The sequence below is a fragment of the Lactobacillus sp. UCMA15818 genome, from assembly GCF_030400225.1.
GTDB lineage: Bacteria > Bacillota > Bacilli > Lactobacillales > Lactobacillaceae > Liquorilactobacillus.
The window spans coordinates 187,209-203,732 of the sequence record NZ_VJYB01000003.1; the positions used below are offsets into that span (position 1 = coordinate 187,209).

14 protein-coding genes are annotated in these 16,524 nt (G+C 34.6%); 10 read left to right on the forward strand and 4 right to left on the reverse strand.

All coding sequences use genetic code 11. The features are described 5' to 3' along the window. Positions 1 to 96: 96 nt before the first annotated feature. The 3 genes from FFX44_RS06250 to FFX44_RS06260 are packed head-to-tail and all read left to right on the forward strand — an operon-like array spanning position 97 to position 3,732. Positions 97 to 852, forward strand: a complete 756-nt coding sequence (locus FFX44_RS06250) for a DeoR/GlpR family DNA-binding transcription regulator (RefSeq protein WP_289978990.1) — start codon at positions 97 to 99, stop codon at positions 850 to 852. Beyond that, positions 849 to 1,766 (forward strand): 1-phosphofructokinase, encoded by a 918-nt coding sequence (gene pfkB, locus FFX44_RS06255; RefSeq protein WP_289978992.1) that lies wholly within the window; start codon positions 849 to 851, stop codon positions 1,764 to 1,766. The genes FFX44_RS06250 and pfkB overlap by 4 nt, the downstream gene beginning before the upstream one ends. Before the next feature lie 16 nt (positions 1,767 to 1,782). Further along, the gene (locus FFX44_RS06260; RefSeq protein ID WP_289978994.1) at positions 1,783 to 3,732 is read left to right on the forward strand and encodes a fructose-specific PTS transporter subunit EIIC; all 1,950 of its coding nucleotides are present in this window, start codon (positions 1,783 to 1,785) and stop codon (positions 3,730 to 3,732) included. A gap of 194 nt (positions 3,733 to 3,926) precedes the next feature. On the opposite strand, the gene FFX44_RS06265 is transcribed toward FFX44_RS06260, so the two are convergent. Both FFX44_RS06265 and thrC read right to left on the reverse strand, forming a co-directional pair. Continuing rightward, positions 3,927 to 4,379, reverse strand: coding sequence for an Lrp/AsnC family transcriptional regulator (locus tag FFX44_RS06265; protein WP_289978995.1), 453 nt, complete (start codon positions 4,377 to 4,379; stop codon positions 3,927 to 3,929). A gap of 174 nt (positions 4,380 to 4,553) precedes the next feature. After that, positions 4,554 to 6,053 (reverse strand): threonine synthase, encoded by a 1,500-nt coding sequence (gene thrC / locus FFX44_RS06270; RefSeq protein ID WP_289978996.1) that lies wholly within the window; start codon positions 6,051 to 6,053, stop codon positions 4,554 to 4,556. Between the two features lie 209 nt (positions 6,054 to 6,262). Between thrC and FFX44_RS06275 the strand changes: the two genes are divergently transcribed. The 6 genes from FFX44_RS06275 (at position 6,263) to FFX44_RS06300 (ending at position 12,541) form a co-directional block, all read left to right on the forward strand. Next, a complete protein-coding gene (locus FFX44_RS06275; RefSeq protein WP_289978998.1) occupies positions 6,263 to 7,546 on the forward strand; it encodes a homoserine dehydrogenase in 1,284 nt (427 codons plus the stop codon). Between the two features lie 25 nt (positions 7,547 to 7,571). Continuing rightward, the gene (gene thrB, locus FFX44_RS06280) at positions 7,572 to 8,438 is read left to right on the forward strand and encodes a homoserine kinase (protein WP_289978999.1); all 867 of its coding nucleotides are present in this window, start codon (positions 7,572 to 7,574) and stop codon (positions 8,436 to 8,438) included. 223 nt (positions 8,439 to 8,661) lie between these two features. After that, positions 8,662 to 9,309, forward strand: a complete 648-nt coding sequence (locus tag FFX44_RS06285; RefSeq protein ID WP_289979001.1) for a sugar transferase — start codon at positions 8,662 to 8,664, stop codon at positions 9,307 to 9,309. Positions 9,310 to 9,330: 21 nt separating this feature from the next. After that, positions 9,331 to 10,113: a DUF4422 domain-containing protein gene (locus FFX44_RS06290; protein WP_289979004.1), complete on the forward strand. Its 783-nt coding sequence runs from the start codon at positions 9,331 to 9,333 to the stop codon at positions 10,111 to 10,113. A 56-nt stretch (positions 10,114 to 10,169) separates the two neighbouring features. Beyond that, positions 10,170 to 11,285: a UDP-galactopyranose mutase gene (gene glf / locus FFX44_RS06295; RefSeq protein ID WP_289979006.1), complete on the forward strand. Its 1,116-nt coding sequence runs from the start codon at positions 10,170 to 10,172 to the stop codon at positions 11,283 to 11,285. Positions 11,286 to 11,356: 71 nt separating this feature from the next. Next, entirely contained in the window at positions 11,357 to 12,541 is a 1,185-nt protein-coding gene (locus tag FFX44_RS06300) for a hypothetical protein (protein WP_289979009.1), read from the forward strand. A gap of 305 nt (positions 12,542 to 12,846) precedes the next feature. On the opposite strand, the gene FFX44_RS06305 is transcribed toward FFX44_RS06300, so the two are convergent. Together FFX44_RS06305 and FFX44_RS06310 are read right to left on the reverse strand one after the other, a co-directional pair. After that, positions 12,847 to 13,773: a glycosyltransferase gene (locus FFX44_RS06305; protein WP_289979011.1), complete on the reverse strand. Its 927-nt coding sequence runs from the start codon at positions 13,771 to 13,773 to the stop codon at positions 12,847 to 12,849. Between the two features lie 3 nt (positions 13,774 to 13,776). Further along, positions 13,777 to 14,787: a glycosyltransferase family 2 protein gene (locus FFX44_RS06310; RefSeq protein ID WP_289979013.1), complete on the reverse strand. Its 1,011-nt coding sequence runs from the start codon at positions 14,785 to 14,787 to the stop codon at positions 13,777 to 13,779. Positions 14,788 to 15,313: 526 nt separating this feature from the next. Between FFX44_RS06310 and FFX44_RS06315 the strand changes: the two genes are divergently transcribed. Continuing rightward, positions 15,314 to 16,513, forward strand: a complete 1,200-nt coding sequence (locus FFX44_RS06315; RefSeq protein ID WP_289979015.1) for a DUF2075 domain-containing protein — start codon at positions 15,314 to 15,316, stop codon at positions 16,511 to 16,513. The last annotated feature ends 11 nt before the right edge of the window (positions 16,514 to 16,524 follow it).

Sequence of the window (16,524 nt, forward strand, 5' to 3'; positions counted from 1 at the left end):
AAATACTTATCCATATGATTGAAAATGAATTTTTTTGCGTTTTTTTGATTGATTTTTCGCACTACTGATGGTAATATATTTTAGGAGGTAATGTAAGTGCTTGCAGAAGAACGGCAACAAGTCATTTTGAGAATGCTTCGTGAGAATGGAATTGTAAAGTTACATGATGTTTGTAAAGAAGTTGAGTGCTCAGAATCATCAGTTCGTAGAGATTTGCAGGAATTGGAAGAAAAAGGTGTTTTAAGCCGCGTACATGGTGGTGCTAAGATGCGTCAGTCCTTGCAAAAAGAATTGGATATGAGTGGTAAGTTCGCTCAGAATACTGAACAAAAAAATCAAATTGCTAAGATGGCAGTGAGTCTGATTCAAGATGAAGATGTTATCTATCTAGATGCAGGCACGTCTACATTGGCTATGATCCAGTTTCTGAAACAAAAAAAACAATTAACAGTCGTTACCAATGGCATAATGCATGCAACTGCACTTGCTGATCAGAATATCAGAACTATTCTAGTGGGTGGAGAGTTGAAAAATACGACAAAGGCAATTGTTGGTGTAGAAACGGTCAAGGAGTTGCAACGTTATCGCTTTAACAAAGTTTTTCTAGGGATGAATGGAGTTCATCTTGAATATGGATATACGACTCCAGATCCTGACGAAGCATCCGTGAAGTTAGCTGCGATAAAACAAGGTGCAGAGTCATTTGTTTTGGTGGATAGCACAAAAATTGACCAATTCTCTTTTGTTAAGGTAGCCGAAGTATCAGAAGCTAAAATAATTACCAATAAGTTATCAAAGCTGGTTTATGATCAGTATAATAATCAAACAGAAATTCAGGAGGTTTCATTATGATTTACACAGTTACGGTTAATCCATCAATTGATTATATTGTGCAGCTTAAGGAATTAACCTTAGGCGAAGTCAATCGTATGGATTATGATGCAAAGCTTCCCGGAGGAAAAGGAATTAATGTTTCACGTATTCTCCGAGAATTAGGACAAGATAATATTGCTCTTGGTTTTCTAGGTGGGTTCACAGGCGATTTTGTCGAAGAATCATTGAAGGCGAAAGACTTGAAGACGAAGTTTACACATATAGCTGCCGATACACGTATAAATGTGAAGATTAAATCACAAGCCGAAACGGAAATTAATGGTAAAGGACCTGAGATTTCCAACGATGAAGTTACTGCATTCAAAAAACAATTCGACAAATTGTCGGAAAACGATGTAGTTATTTTATCTGGTAGTTTGGCTCCAAGCCTATCAAAGGATTTTTACTTTGAATTGATTGAGTTAATTATTAACAAGGGTGCGGATTTTGTAATAGATACAACAGGCGAGAGTTTAATGCGGACATTAAAGGAACACCCACTAGTTGTTAAACCAAATCATCATGAATTAGCCGATTTATTCGGTGTTAAATTAAATGGCATTCCTGACATCGTTAAGTATGGCAAAAAGTTATTGGATTTAGGTGCAAAGCATGTGCTGATTTCAATGGCAGGCGATGGTGGATTACTAATTACTCCTACTGAGGTTTATTACAGCAAGGCACCCAAGGGAACTGTAATCAACTCAGTTGGTGCAGGAGATTCAATGATTGGTGGTTTTGTGGGGACATTTGCAGCTACAAAGAATTCTCTTGAGAGTTTCCGATATGGTTTAGCATGTGGGAGTGCAACTGCTTTTTCAGAAGACTTAGCAGATCGTGCCAAAATTGATGAAATTCTGCCGCAAATAAAAATAGAAGATTATAAAAACTAAAAGGGGAAGTGTACTAATGGATATTCGTGAATTGTTATTAAAAGATGCAATGATTATGAATTTAAAAGCAACGACGAAGCAAGAAGCTATTGATGAGATGGTACATCAATATTATGTTACTGGTGTCATCAATGATGAAGAGCTTTATAAAAAAGATATTGTAGCTCGTGAAGCTCAATCAACAACAGGAATTGGTGATGGAATTGCTATGCCTCATGCTAAGGACAAAGCAGTTCAAAGAGCAACAGTTATGTTTGCTAAGAGTGAAAGTGGTGTTGATTATGCTGCTCTTGACGGTAATCCTGTACATTTATTCTTTATGATTGCTGCTCCAGAGGGTGCTAATAATACTCATTTACAGGCACTTGCAACGCTCTCAGGCCTTTTAATAAATCCAGATTTGGTTGCAAGCTTGAAAAAGGCGCAAACACCTGAACAAGTACAACAATTATTTGCAGATGCACAAACTGCTAAAGAAGCTAAGGAACAAGCAGAGGCAGAAAAGGAAAAAGCTGCTGCTAAAGCACCAGTTTCAACTGATCGTCCATATATTGTGGCTGTTACAGCTTGCCCAACAGGGATTGCACACACGTATATGGCTGAAGAGGCATTGAAGAAACAAGCTGAGGCAATGGGTGTTGATATCAAGGTTGAAACAAATGGCTCAGAAGGCGTAAAGCATCTTTTGACAGCTGATGAAATTTCTCGTGCTACAGGTGTCATTGTTGCAGCTGACAAAAAAGTTGAAATGGCACGTTTCGACGGAAAGCATTTAGTTAATCGTCCCGTTGTTGACGGAATTAAAAAGTCTGAAGAACTTATTAATAAAGCGATTGCTCAAGATGCGCCAATTTTTCATGCAGACGCAGATGCAAATCAAGAAGATGCTGGTGCAACTGGTACAGTCGGAAGCGAAATTTACAAGAATTTAATGAATGGTGTTTCCCATATGTTGCCTTTTGTCGTTGGTGGTGGTATTTTGATGGCATTGTCATTCGTTATTGAACAGTACCTCGGTGGGCCGAAGTCAACTGGTTTCATCTTCTTGAACAATGCAGGAAGTCTTGCTTTTGCATTTATGATACCCGTGTTAGCAGGATATATTGCTGAATCAATTGGCGATCGTCCAGCGTTGATGCCTGGTTTTGTTGGTGGATTCATGGCAACGGTTTACAGTGGTACCTTTGGTGGTGTATATACTGCTAACGTTATGACGAATGCAAAGAGTGCTGGTGGATTCTTGGGCGGTATCGCAGCTGGTTTTATCGCTGGTTACTTGACGATTTTCTTGAAGCATCTGTTCTCTAAATTGCCTAAATCACTTGAAGGTATGAAACCTATGCTTCTTTACCCAATTGTTGGTTTGCTTTTAGTTGCTCTCTTGATGTTCTTTATTGTAAATCCAATTTTTGCAGTTATTAATACATGGTTAACGACATTCTTGAATCATATGGGAACAGGTAATGCTGTATTACTTGGGTTGATTTTAGGTGGCATGATGTCCATTGATATGGGTGGCCCATTCAACAAAGCTGCATATGTCTTTGCTGTTGGCGCATTTACAGCAACTAAAAATGGTGATTTAATGGCTGCCGTCATGGCTGGTGGTATGGTTCCTCCATTTGCCACAGCTATTGCCACAGCATTTTGGCCAAAGAAATTCACTGACGATGAGCGAAAAGCAGGAATTACTAACTGGGTACTTGGATTTTCATTCATAACAGAAGGTGCAATTCCATTTGCTACGGCTGATCCATTGCATGTTATTGGTTCAAGTGTATTAGGAGCTGCAATTGCTGGTGGTTTGACACAGCTTTGGCATGTAAGTGTTCCAGCACCTCATGGTGGTTTATGGGTAACTCCATTGGCTACTAATGCTATTGGTTACATTGCTGCTGTTGTAATTGGCGCAGTTATTGCTGGTGTTGTACTGGGAATTTGGAAAAAAGAAAAAGTGAATAATTAAGTATAAAAAAGAGGCTGAGTCAAAATTTAAATTTTGACTCAGCCTCTTTTTTATTCTGGATAGATGTATTTCATAAGTTAAAATATTTTTGTCTAACTTCAAGCTTATCGTCTTGCTTGTATCAACTTGCTTTTTTTCAATCGAAATTCCTATAGAGTACGAGTTTGTGTCGTTACTGATATAAGGTGTTTAAGCTAAAAATAAACTTCTCCAGGATTGAGTTCCAAAGGTCTTTGGATAACGCTTGTTGAAAATACAATTTGGGTCTTTGTTTCACCAAAACGTTGAATATCGTTGATAAAGTTATCGAGAGATCTAGTGGATTTAAAATAGCATGTGATAATTTGAGAATAGCTACCTGTTACGCAATCACATGAAATAACGTTGCCTACAGATTTTATATATGGATAAAAATCATCTTTATCTTTAGGTGAAAGTCTCAAGCTGACATATGCTTTAATTGGATACCCAAGAACTTTATAGTCTATAGAAGTCTGATAATTTGTGATGATCCCCCGTTCTTCAAGATGAGTTAAACGAGTTGAGACTGCCGGTGCTGAAATAAAACAAATATCAGCCAGCTTTTTCAGAGAAATACGTGCATCTTTCTGTAGTGTTGATACAATTTTTAAATCAATTTCATCCATTGAAAATCCCTCCAAACGATCCTATGTAGCCTAATATAGCATACTATCTTAATTTAAACACGTACTAAAAAGCATAAAAATAGTAAAAATACGTCAAAAAGCGAATAAAAAAAGTAAATAGCAATAAATGTAATGCTTTTAGATAAATACCTAATACAGCAGAATAGTGGAGAATCATTTTTTAAAAAGAATTCCTTTAACTGCTTTCTTCATATCACTCGAAGAGATAATTTTTTTTGCACGACTTCCCTGTTTACTCAGAAGCTGTTCAATAGCTTTAGGGAATGCTAGATTACTCTTCTTTTTAAGTGCTTGTAGTGCTATGAAACCTGATTCAAAGGCTGCAGGGTCATGAAGGCCAATCAAGACGGATTGTGGGAACTTGTAAGGACTGGCTGTTGAAATAACGACTGTGGGTATTGTTGAATCAGAATGTCTTTCTTCATAAATTTTGGCAACGTAAGAAGCGACAGCTGTATGGGGGTCAATAACTGAACCATCAAGTTTATATATCCGAGAAATTTCACTTGCTGTCTGATCTTCATCAGCAAAAGCAGCAAAAAAATCTGATAATGAATTTTTTATTTCCGAGGAAATAGTGTATTTTCCATGCTCATTTAACTGTGCCATTAATTCAGTTGTGGCCTGCACATCTTCATTGTTAATATAGAAAAGAAGTCGTTCGAGATTGCTTGATACCAATATATCCATTGAAGGTGAAGACGTTACATAAAAAGGTCTATTTCTATCGTATACCCCTTCATTGAAAAATTCTGTTAAAACATTATTTTTATTAGATGCGCAGAGAAGTTTGTTAATAGGTAATCCCATTTTTTTTGCATAGTAACCAGCCAAAATGTCACCAAAGTTCCCAGTTGGCACGCTAAAGTTAATAGCAGAACCCAAGGTGATTTTTTTTTGTTTAACCATTTGTGCATAAGCATAAAAGTAATAAACGACTTGGGGAAATAGACGACCAATATTGATTGAGTTGGCAGAAGAAAATTGATAATTGTTATCTGCTAATTCACGTGAAAGCTCTTCATTGTTAAGCAATTTTTTAACATTTGTCTGCGCAACATCAAAGTTGCCGTCAACAGCAAAGATAAAAGTGTTCTTTCCTTTTTGAGTTAACATCTGCTGTTCTTGAATAAAGCTGACACCATCTTTAGGGTAAAAAACGATGATTTTTGTACCATCAACATCCGCAAAGCCTTCCATTGCTGCTTTACCAGTATCACCTGAAGTTGCGGTTAAAATTACAATCTTGTTTTGTAAGTGATTTTTTTGGGCTGCCGTTGTCATTAAGTGAGGTAGAAGCTGCAATGCAATGTCTTTGAAAGCAATTGTTGGCCCATGGAATAATTCGAGATATCCAGTTTCACCATGAAATGATAATGGTGCAATAAGATTTGTGTCAAAAGTATCTCCATATGCATGCTCTATACATTTTCGCAATTCATTTTCGGAAAAGTCAGTGTAAAACAATTTAAGAATACGAAATGCTAGTTCTTTATACGAAAAACCAGGAAGTTCAGATAAGTCAAAGTCGATTTTGGGGATACTTGTTGGTACATATAAGCCACCATCTGCGCTTAGTCCTTTTAGTATTGCTTCAGATGCAGAAATAGTATTTGCTTTTAAATCCCTTGTGCTACGATATTGTAAAGACATGGACTGTTCGCTCCTTTTTAGTTGTTAGAAGTTTCTCATTTATATATGAAGAATACCATAAATAGATAACTGATAACAGTATATAGATAAAGCAATTCAAAAAGTAAATGGGATAAAACCTTGTAAAGAAAACTTAATTTTGATTATTTATGCTAAATATTAGATTTTTATGATAGAATAGTTGCAATAAACAAAGTGGAGGATACGATATGCAAGTTGTTAATATTGGTGTTTTAGGATTAGGGACAGTCGGAAGCGGTGTTGTCAGATTGTTAAGGGATCATGAGCACAAAATATCTAGTATCACTGGTAGGAAACTTGTAGTTAAAACGGTGGTTGTGCATAACCTTGAGAAAAAACGAGATGTTGATTTAACTGGGATCAAGGTTACTAATGATGTCAAAGAGCTGATTAATGATAGTGAAATTAATATTGTCGTTGAAGTTATGGGAACAGTTACGACAGCAAAAAAATACATTGAATTGTTATTAAAGGCCGGGAAACACATTATTACAGCTAATAAAGATTTGATTGCAACGTATGGGTCAGAATTGACAGAACTTGCTGACAAAAATAAATGTGATTTATTTTATGAAGCGAGTGTTGCAGGTGGGATTCCAATCTTAAGAACGATTGTTAATTCCTTTGCTGCCGACCGAATTATAGAGGTAAAAGGGATTGTAAATGGTACTACAAATTATATTTTAACAAAAATGAGTCAAAATAATATGTCATTTGCAGATGCTTTGAAATCAGCACAAGAACTTGGATTCGCAGAACCAGACCCGACGAACGATATTGAAGGGATAGATGCCGCGTATAAGATGATTATTTTGACGCAATTTGCTTTTGGAATCAATATTGCTTTAGACGATATTGAGGTCAAGGGTATAAATGGAATTGATTTGGAAGATATCAAGCAAGCGAAAAGCTTGGGGTATAACATTAAGTTGCTTGGGATTGCTAAGTTGATTAATGATCGTATTAGTGTTGCTGTGGGGCCAGTTCTGGTTCCTGAGACACAGCCATTATCAGCTGTACAGAATGAAAATAATGCAGTTTTAGTTACAGGGGCAGCTGTAGGAGAAACAATGTTCTATGGACCTGGTGCGGGAGAATTACCAACAGCTAATAGTGTATTAAGTGACATAATTGCTGTGACAAAAGATATCGTTTTGGAGACGACAGGAAATCGTTTCAATGATTTCTCGCGCGAAGGTAAACAAGCTTTGCCTGATGAAGTTAAGTATCCGTATTATATCTCATTAAAAGTCAAGGATCGTTTAGGACAAATGCTAAAGATTACTGAGGTTATGACTGAACTTAATGCAAGTTTTCATTTAATTATTCAAAGTGAATATGATGAGGTTAATGCGCGTGTAGTTATGACAACGCATCAAATGTCAGAGCAGCAGATTAAAGAGATTATTGAGGGTATTGATAATTTAGAAGAAATAGAAGTTATTGCTTCGTACAGAATTCTAGCAGAATAATTTTAAGCAAAGGTTGGAAAGATAAATGCAATTTGAATTTAGAGTGCCAGCAACAAGTGCAAATCTTGGACCAGGATTTGATTCCATTGGGGTGGCAGTCAACCTTTATCTCACAGTCAAAGTTTTAGGAGAAAGCTCAACTTGGATTGTAGAGCATGATATGGGGAAAGTCTACCATGATGAACGCAATCTGATTATTAGTACTGCATTAAAGGTTGCTCCTACAATCAGACCGCATAGAGTGGCTGTAAGCTCGGATATACCATTAGCACGTGGTCTTGGAAGTAGTTCTTCTGCAATAGTAGCCGGGATTGAAATTGCTGACAAAATTGGTAATTTAAAGCTAACAAAGCAACAAAAATTAGAGATTGCAACCAAACTTGAGGGCCATCCTGACAACGTTGCTCCAGCTATTTTTGGAAATCTAGTTGTGTCATCATATAATGGAAATAATGTGACAAGTGTGGTTGCCAACTTGCCTGAACTAAGATTTGTTGCGTATGTGCCAAATGCAACTTTATTGACAAAGGAAAGCCGAGGGGTACTTCCCGACTCTCTTCCTTTTAAGGTGGCAATTGAAGGAAGCGGCGTGGGAAATACATTAGTTGCAGCATTGATGAACGGGGAGTTAGATAAGGCTGGGAAAATGATTGAAGCTGATAGGTTTCATGAACATTACCGTGAGAAGCTGGTTCCATATTTAAAGGAAATCAGAGAGTTAGCTCATCCACTGGGAGTATATGGTACATATTTGAGTGGAGCGGGACCAACAGTCATGATGCTTGTTCATGAAAAGATAGCTGCAATGGTAGCAAAGGAATTATCAAAGAAGTTTACAGCTGGAAAATTTCTTGTTATGGAAGTGGATAATGTAGGCTGTAAAATAGAGTGACTAAAATAGATATGAGTGATCCTAGAATTGACTTGCTGTTTTGTAAGCCAATGATTCTGGGATTTTTTTATAGTCTTAGTGAAATAGTACATTTATGCTTTTTAAAGTTAATTTTTATAAAATTGCGTATATTCTGTGGTAGTATTATACTGTGTATTGTGTATATTTTACCTTACTATGGTAAAATAAAATTTGCATTTTGTATTATATAGAGGAGAAATTAATGACTCGCGAAATAGGGTATAAGGGTCAAAATAAGACTTATTTATTTTTCAAACGTATCATGGACATTCTCATTTCGATTGTGGCTTTGATTGCGATGATTCCAATATTTATGATGATGGTAATCATATATAGCTTTGGAAAGAATAAGGGCCCATTGTTTTATAAACAGGAACGTGTAGGAAAAAATAAAAAGAAGTTTTATATTTATAAGTTCAGGTCAATGGTTGTAGGCGCAGCAGAAGTATTGGAGAACGATACAGAATTATATAGATTGTATGTTGCCAATAGCTATAAATTACCACCAGACAAAGATCCGCGAATAACAAGACTAGGTCATTTCTTGAGGAAAACGTCGATTGATGAGCTACCGCAATTCATTAATATATTCAAAGGTGATATGAGCCTAATTGGACCACGACCGATCATTGAAGAAGAATTAAAAGAATACGGTGATAGGGTGGATAAATTTTTATCTGTTACTCCAGGAGCGATGGGTTACTGGCAAGCCTCTGGAAGAAGTAATATTGAATACCCTGAAAGATGTGAGTATGAGCTTTACTATGTAGATCATGCTTGTCTTTTATTTGACTTGAAAATTTTGTTAAAAAATATTGTTGCGATTTTTAAGGCGGATGGTGCGTTTTAAGTGGAGAGAAAGTAGGACTTAATGAAAACTGAGATTTATGTGGTTAGTCACAAAAATGTGAAAATGCCAGATGAGAATGTGTATGTGCCTGTACAGGTAGGCAAAAATCCTGAAAATTTTAAGGGTTTTGAAAGAGACAATACAGGTGTGAATATTTCCGCAAAAAATCCTAACTATTGTGAGTTAACTGTTCAATATTGGGCATGGAAAAATAGAGTTGCTGATGTGAAAGGCTTAGTGCATTATCGTAGATACTTTTCTGATGGAAGAAAGGCATTCTTCAAGACACCCGCAGAAAAGTTTAACGAGATTCTTAAAAGTGATAAAATTGCGAGTCTATTGCAAGAAAATGATGCCATTTTACCGCACAAAAGAAACTATTATATTGAAACATCCTGGTCTCATTATGCGCATGCACATCATATAGAAGGACTTGAGCTTGCCAAAGATGTTATAGGTGAACGATATCCTGATTATATTCCTTCTTTCGAAGCAGTAGTTGATAGAAGAGCTGTTCATATGTTTAATATGGTAATTGCAAAGAGTGAAGTATTTGATAATTATACAGAATGGCTTTTTGAGATACTGCCAGAAGTAGAAAAAAGAGTTAATATATCAGAGTATTCTGATTATGAAAAAAGAATTTTTGGGTTCATCAGTGAGATTTTACTAGATGTTTGGTTTGAGAAGAATCAAATAAAATATACTGAGCTACCTGTTCTTTTTATTGGAAAACAAAATTGGTTCCGAAAAGTTAGTCTGTTTTTCTTGAGAAAAATGGGATTGAGTAAAAAGTCTGTGTAATTTATTAGGCTAACTGTATTTTTTAGTAATTTATAAAGTAACATTGGAGGAAAAAAATGACTAAGTATTTAATAGTTGGAGCAGGATTATTTGGAGCAACATTTGCGTATGAAGCTGCAAAAAAAGGGCATGAAGTTAAGGTAATTGAAAGACGTAACCATATTGCGGGTAATATTTTTACCAAAGAAGTGGATGGTATTCAAGTTCATCAATATGGGGCACATATTTTTCATACATCAAACAAAAAGATCTGGGATTATGTAAATCAATTTGCGGACTTCAATCGTTATACAAATAGTCCAGTAGCAAACTACCATGGTGAAATTTATAACTTACCATTTAATATGAATACATTCAATAAACTCTGGGGTGTTGTAACACCAGAAGATGCGCAAGCAAAGATTAATGAACAAAAATCAATTTTAAACGGTAAACGTCCTGAAAATTTAGAAGAACAAGCAATTTCTTTAGTAGGTACGGATATTTATGAAAAATTGATTAAGGGTTATACGGAAAAGCAATGGGGACACTCAACAAAAGATTTGCCAGCATTTATTATTCGTAGATTACCAGTTAGGCTGACATATGATAACAATTATTTTAATGATGACTACCAAGGAATTCCTATTGGAGGCTACACACAGATAGTTGAAAAGATGCTTGCTAGTGATTTGATTACTGTTGAGACAGGGATTGATTTCTTTGATAAGAAAGATGAATACTTGAAAGAATTTGATAGGGTTATATTCACAGGCATGATTGATGAATACTTCAATTATTCATTAGGAGAGCTAGAATACCGTAGTCTGAAGTTTGAGACAGAGGAATTGGATGTTGATAATTACCAGGGAAATGCAGTTGTGAATTATACTGATGCTGAAACACCTTTCACAAGAATTATTGAACATAAACATTTTGAGTTTGGCAAAGGTGATAAAAATAAGACTGTCGTTACACGTGAATATCCGAGAAGTTGGAAGCGTGGAGATGAACCCTATTATCCGGTTAATAATACGGAGAATAATACATTGTATAAGCAGTACAAAGAACTAGCAGATCAAAAAGCTAAGAATGTTTTGTTTGGTGGTCGGTTAGGGCAGTATCGTTACTATGATATGGACCAAGTTATAAGTGCGGCATTAAACGTTGTAAAAATGGAAGTAGGAAACTAAACTTAGTTTTTTATTGCTTGAGCTTTGGACTTTGAATAATAAAAAACTTCAATAATGGGGTTAGCTTGAAAATGATAAATAATATAGAAAAAGAACCTGTGATAGCTCCGTTGAACAATAAAGTATTAAATTTACCAGAATTGATTTATTTATCAATGTTTGCAGTATATATCATAGCAAGTACAATTAGTGGAACGATGTTCATTTGGGCTACTTCTGTTAGTGAGTACACCTATTTAATAAGTGAGTTAACAATATTAGGAGTTCTCATAAAAATTCTATTATTTGACAAGTGGGATTTAAAGGGTATATGTGTGATTCTGCTATCGGGTTTGGTATTATGGCAGATTTGTACAACTTCTGGTGAATATTTATTTTTTTATTACTATGTGTTTATTGTTGGAGCAAAGGATGTAGATTTTAAAAAAATAATAAAGGTTTTTTTATGTACGGTTATCATGGTACTTATTGTAACAATAATTGCTGCATTATCTGGCTTTATTGTTAATGTAACAATTGGTAGGTCTCTTGAAGCAACTGTCCGATATTCTTTGGGAACTGTTTATCCAACTGATTTAGCTGCAAGATGTTTTTATATACTGCTTTCCTATGCTGCTTTGAGAAAATTTAAGTTTAGTATTCCTGAGTATATAGCTACAGTTGCTTTCTCAGTCATGATTTATGCTCTCACGGATACACGGTTAGACTTTTTACTGATGCTGATGGTTATCTTAGTTGCTGTATTCAAAGACTTTATTTTTAATATTATTAAGAGAGTAAAGGTAACAATTGCGGCAGCTACTGTTTTTGTAGTAATTTTTCTCAATATAGTATTAGCTTATCTCTATGAGCCTTCAATTCGCATTTTTCAATTAGCGAATAAGCTTTTGTCTGGCAGATTAACATATGGGCATGAAGCTTTTAAAAATTATAATGTGACATTTTTAGGGCAACTTGTTTATCAAAATGGTAATGGTGGAGTACATAATCAACCTTTTGATTACTTTTATATAGATGTTTCATTTATTCGAGTACTGATGATGGAAGGAATACTGGCATTCTTTGTTTTGTTGGCTGTAATCTATTTCTCATATCGTAAATTTTATAATGAAAACAATTTTATTTTAATTGTGTGGTTGGTGCTTGCAATACTTAGCTCATTAATTGATCAACATTTGTATGAGTTATCTTTTAATATTGTATTTTTAGGATTATTTGCAGATTTAAGTTATTGGCGAAAAGAAAATACACAGTGAAGTTTGTAAAAAAAGTATGATATTCATTGCTGAACTGCTTAATTATTTGAGACATGTTGTCCGCTTATGGCCTGACTATTAAGGATATCGGGTATCTATATCTTATCGATGCACAATTGATTTTTGCCGTAGTAGTGAGGCAGCAGACAATAAAATATATAGGGGTAAAGGAAAGTAAAAAATGAAGCGAATTCCAAAAGTTAGTGTTTTGAGCTAACTTTTGGAATTCGCTTTTTATAAACGGTTGATGTAGCTATTCATGATTATTATTACAAATCAACTTTATAATTATTCAGGTAGTTTTATTATTCTTTTTTGATAAAGATTAGGTACCAGTCACCTAGATACTGTCGATGGCGTGGATAACAGTCCCAATAGAAGCTTAGTATAATTCCAGTTAAAACATTCTGATAATTATAGAAGTTATACCTAGTATCCAACCACTTATCATTTCGCTTAAGGACAGAACTTTGATGTGTTATATCAGTAATAACGTCGTCTCTAATGAATTTTTTCAGAGTATTCTGAAAACTTTGGGCAGTTTTGATCCATTTTTTCTTTTCACCAATAGTTTTAAGGTCATGACTCTCTTGAGCAAACGCACTTGCAGTATGCTTACGCCAATTAATTAAGGTATCAGTATAAGTATATAAGCTATTAGTAAAAAGAGCTAAGCGCCACAATAATGCATCATGAGGGTATTCAGGTTTCCAATACTTTTTACTTAATTCAGCCAAATTTCTTCTTATGCAATGTGTGCATCCTGGGCTTTTTACTAAGAAATAATTATTGGTAAGAAGAATCTTTTTAAGCTTTTTTTCATTTTTCCAAGGGCCTATGGCAGTATGCCCGTTATCGTAAAACTCTTTATAGTTAGATGTCAGCAGACTTATCTCAGAATGATCCTCCATTATGCGTTTCATAATACTCAGTTTGTCTTGCCGCCAAATATCATCTTGATCACAAGTGAAAATAAGATCACCGGAACTTTTCCAAATACTGTCCATAAAGTTTTTACGCCAACCTAAATTTTTTTCGTTAACGTAAATATTCCAACTAGTTAATTGATATCTTGCAATGTAGTTGTTAACTAGTTCAACAGTTTTATCCGTTGAGCAATCATCTACAATAATCACTTCATCAGCCAAAACTGTTTGATTTTTTAACGAATCCAATTGATCCAATATGAATTTTTCACCATTATAGGTTGATATTACAATTGAAATTTTCATTTTTTAACTTTCTTTATTTAATATTTTAGTTGTTTTTAAAACTTCATAGAACTTCCATGCATGTTTGTAAATAGGTATTCCAAAACATAGAAAAAGATAAGCAATTCTGTCTCTCTTAGGGGTTTTAGGATCATTTAAAACTTCTTGTTTGTGAAGCTTTAAAAATTTTAGAATCTCTTTAATTTGACCTGGGACACGAGATTCAGAGTCCGATAAGATCTGATTTAATGTACTAAAACGTGAATAAACTTGGCGACGAAGAGTGGCGTTTGCCAATTCTGGATATTTTGAACTTATGTAATTTGCCATTTTGTCAGTCATCGGAATTAATTCTAGTTTCTTGCTATTGAAACCGGACGTAACTATTGATCCTTCACGAATAACATAGAAGTATTTAGCGTAAAATCCACAGCATACAGTATCGCATAAATCAAATAGTTGGTAAGTTGTCGCAATATCTTCAAAAAGCATTCCTTCAGGAAATTTAACAGTGTCATATAATTCGCGAGCCCCCAACTTTGCGTAGGCACACGTATCAACTAAATCTTGGTAGCACATTTTTTCAATACATTCTTTACCTGTAAGTACAGCTTCTTGATCATTTCCATTATTTCTTTGAGTGTTTGTCTTTATAAAAACATTCATTAATGAACAAATTGCTAATTTTGACTGAAAATTATTTTTTCGAAGAAGATCTAGTAAATAAGAAACATAGTCCTTTGAAACATAATCGTCTGAATCAATAAAAGTTATATATGATCCCTTTGAATTTGAAATACCATTATTTCTTGCATTTGATAGCCCACCATTTTTTTGATGAATTACTCTTATTCTAGAATCTTTTGACTCATATTCAGTTAAGATTTCTGCTGAATCGTCAGTTGATCCGTCATTAATAAAAACTATCTCGATATTTTGGTAAGTTTGATTAATAATGGAATCAATACAATGTCGAAGGTATGGTGCAACATTGTATACTGGAACAATAACGCTTATTAAAGGTGAAGTTGGCATAATAATCTCCATAATATATTTTATAATAGGAAAAAACAGGTTGTTCAAAAATAGTCTCTGTTTTTTAAAACAAACTATAAAAATTAGTTTGCTATCCCTGATCGTCTTAGGCTATTATATCTATTTGACCTCTTTTTTTCAATATGAAGACAGTTTGATGCAGAATTCAAGAGTACATTAAAAATACTGCCCCCAAAAAAGTATATAGTTGAAAGCTAGAGTAAAGCACAAAATTTAATCCAAAAAATGACATTCTTATCAATGGTGATAGGAATGGCAGCCCCAGTAAAAAAACTCCGTATGCTTAAACATACGGAGAAAAGGTTGTGTGATTTAAAAGAATCACTTCACTTACTATATAGGGGGAGTAAATGAAAAGTTGTTTTTATATCAGGTTACAAGTGCAATGTTATGCTTGAAATGTGAAGAAAGTGTGAAGAAAGACTTTAAAAAGATTTAAGGGATGGCAATTTGTAACAGAGATAATTTTTGGCATGTATATTTTGTTAGCAGGGGTGAATATTTTATGGTAAGAGAAGACGAGAAGAAATTTGATATAACTTGGCCTGTGCATAAGCTAAGCTACGAACAAAAAGAAATTGAAAGGGAAGCTTTGGACTTTGCAAAGAGTAAGCTTTATAAAGGGCAGAAGGCTATATTTGTGATTGAAGGCCAAGCGGGAACGGGTAAAAGTGTATTAGTTACAGCTTTGTTTAATGAAATTCAAGCGGCTTGTAAGGATAAAGATTCAATTTTTGGTGGAACCAAGAACTATGTACTGGTTAACCATCCTGAAATGTTGAAGTTCTATAAAAGGATAGCCGGAGAATCTTCGATTTTATTAAAAAAGAATTTTGAGCGCCCAACATCTTTTATCAATAAGATTCAAAAGAGTGCTGAAAAGGCTGACGTTGTGATTGTTGATGAGTCACATTTGTTATTAACTAAAAAAGATGCATATAATCATTTTTACCAGGAGAACCAACTGCAAGAAATTCTAAAGAATGCAAAGATAGTTATATTGATATTCGATAATAAACAAGTATTGAAAGCTAAAAGCTATTGGTCAAAGCAAAAGTTAGCTGCAATTTTAGGTGAAGACAATGTCAAAATCAGACACTTGCAAAAACAGTTCAGAATAGAAGCAAATTCTGATGTGCAGGATTGGATCAATGGTTTTTGCAATAAAAAAATCTGTCGTTTGCCAGAAAAGCAAAAATTTGATTTTCGTATAATGAATGATAGCAAGCAAATGTATGAATTGATAAAAGAGCACGAGGTAACCGCAGGGCTTAGCAGATTGTTAGCGACATATGATTTTCCCTATCGCTTAGATGGAAATGATTATTTTGTAAAAGCAGGAACTCTAAGCTTACGTTGGGATAGGAGCAAACCACAAGAATCTTTGGCATGGGCTGAAAGAACAGATACGATTGATGAAGTTGGTTCGGTTTATACGATTCAGGGATTTGATTTGAATTATGCAGGTGTAATACTTGGGCCTAGCTTGGGTTACGATGAACAATTAAGCAAGTTAGTTGTTCGCTCAGAGCTTTATGAAGATCAAGCTGCTTTTAACGGGTTAAAACACCTGAATACAAATATTAAGGCAGTTAAAGAACGCCTAATATTGAATGCTTTAAATGTTTTATTAACGCGTGCAAGAAAGGGTCTTTATATCTATGCTGTAGATAAGAATCTACAAAAAAAACTATTACAAGGTTAGAGAATATGGTA

Coding starts and splice junctions, on each gene's coding strand:
- pfkB (WP_289978992.1), top strand. CDS start 849: ATGATTTACACAGTTACGGTTAATCCATCAATTGATTATATTGTGCAG.
- FFX44_RS06260 (WP_289978994.1), top strand. CDS start 1,783: ATGGATATTCGTGAATTGTTATTAAAAGATGCAATGATTATGAATTTA.
- FFX44_RS06265 (WP_289978995.1), bottom strand. CDS start 4,379: ATGGATGAAATTGATTTAAAAATTGTATCAACACTACAGAAAGATGCA.
- thrC (WP_289978996.1), bottom strand. CDS start 6,053: ATGTCTTTACAATATCGTAGCACAAGGGATTTAAAAGCAAATACTATT.
- FFX44_RS06275 (WP_289978998.1), top strand. CDS start 6,263: ATGCAAGTTGTTAATATTGGTGTTTTAGGATTAGGGACAGTCGGAAGC.
- thrB (WP_289978999.1), top strand. CDS start 7,572: ATGCAATTTGAATTTAGAGTGCCAGCAACAAGTGCAAATCTTGGACCA.
- FFX44_RS06285 (WP_289979001.1), top strand. CDS start 8,662: ATGACTCGCGAAATAGGGTATAAGGGTCAAAATAAGACTTATTTATTT.
- FFX44_RS06290 (WP_289979004.1), top strand. CDS start 9,331: ATGAAAACTGAGATTTATGTGGTTAGTCACAAAAATGTGAAAATGCCA.
- glf (WP_289979006.1), top strand. CDS start 10,170: ATGACTAAGTATTTAATAGTTGGAGCAGGATTATTTGGAGCAACATTT.
- FFX44_RS06300 (WP_289979009.1), top strand. CDS start 11,357: ATGATAAATAATATAGAAAAAGAACCTGTGATAGCTCCGTTGAACAAT.
- FFX44_RS06305 (WP_289979011.1), bottom strand. CDS start 13,773: ATGAAAATTTCAATTGTAATATCAACCTATAATGGTGAAAAATTCATA.
- FFX44_RS06310 (WP_289979013.1), bottom strand. CDS start 14,787: ATGCCAACTTCACCTTTAATAAGCGTTATTGTTCCAGTATACAATGTT.
- FFX44_RS06315 (WP_289979015.1), top strand. CDS start 15,314: ATGGTAAGAGAAGACGAGAAGAAATTTGATATAACTTGGCCTGTGCAT.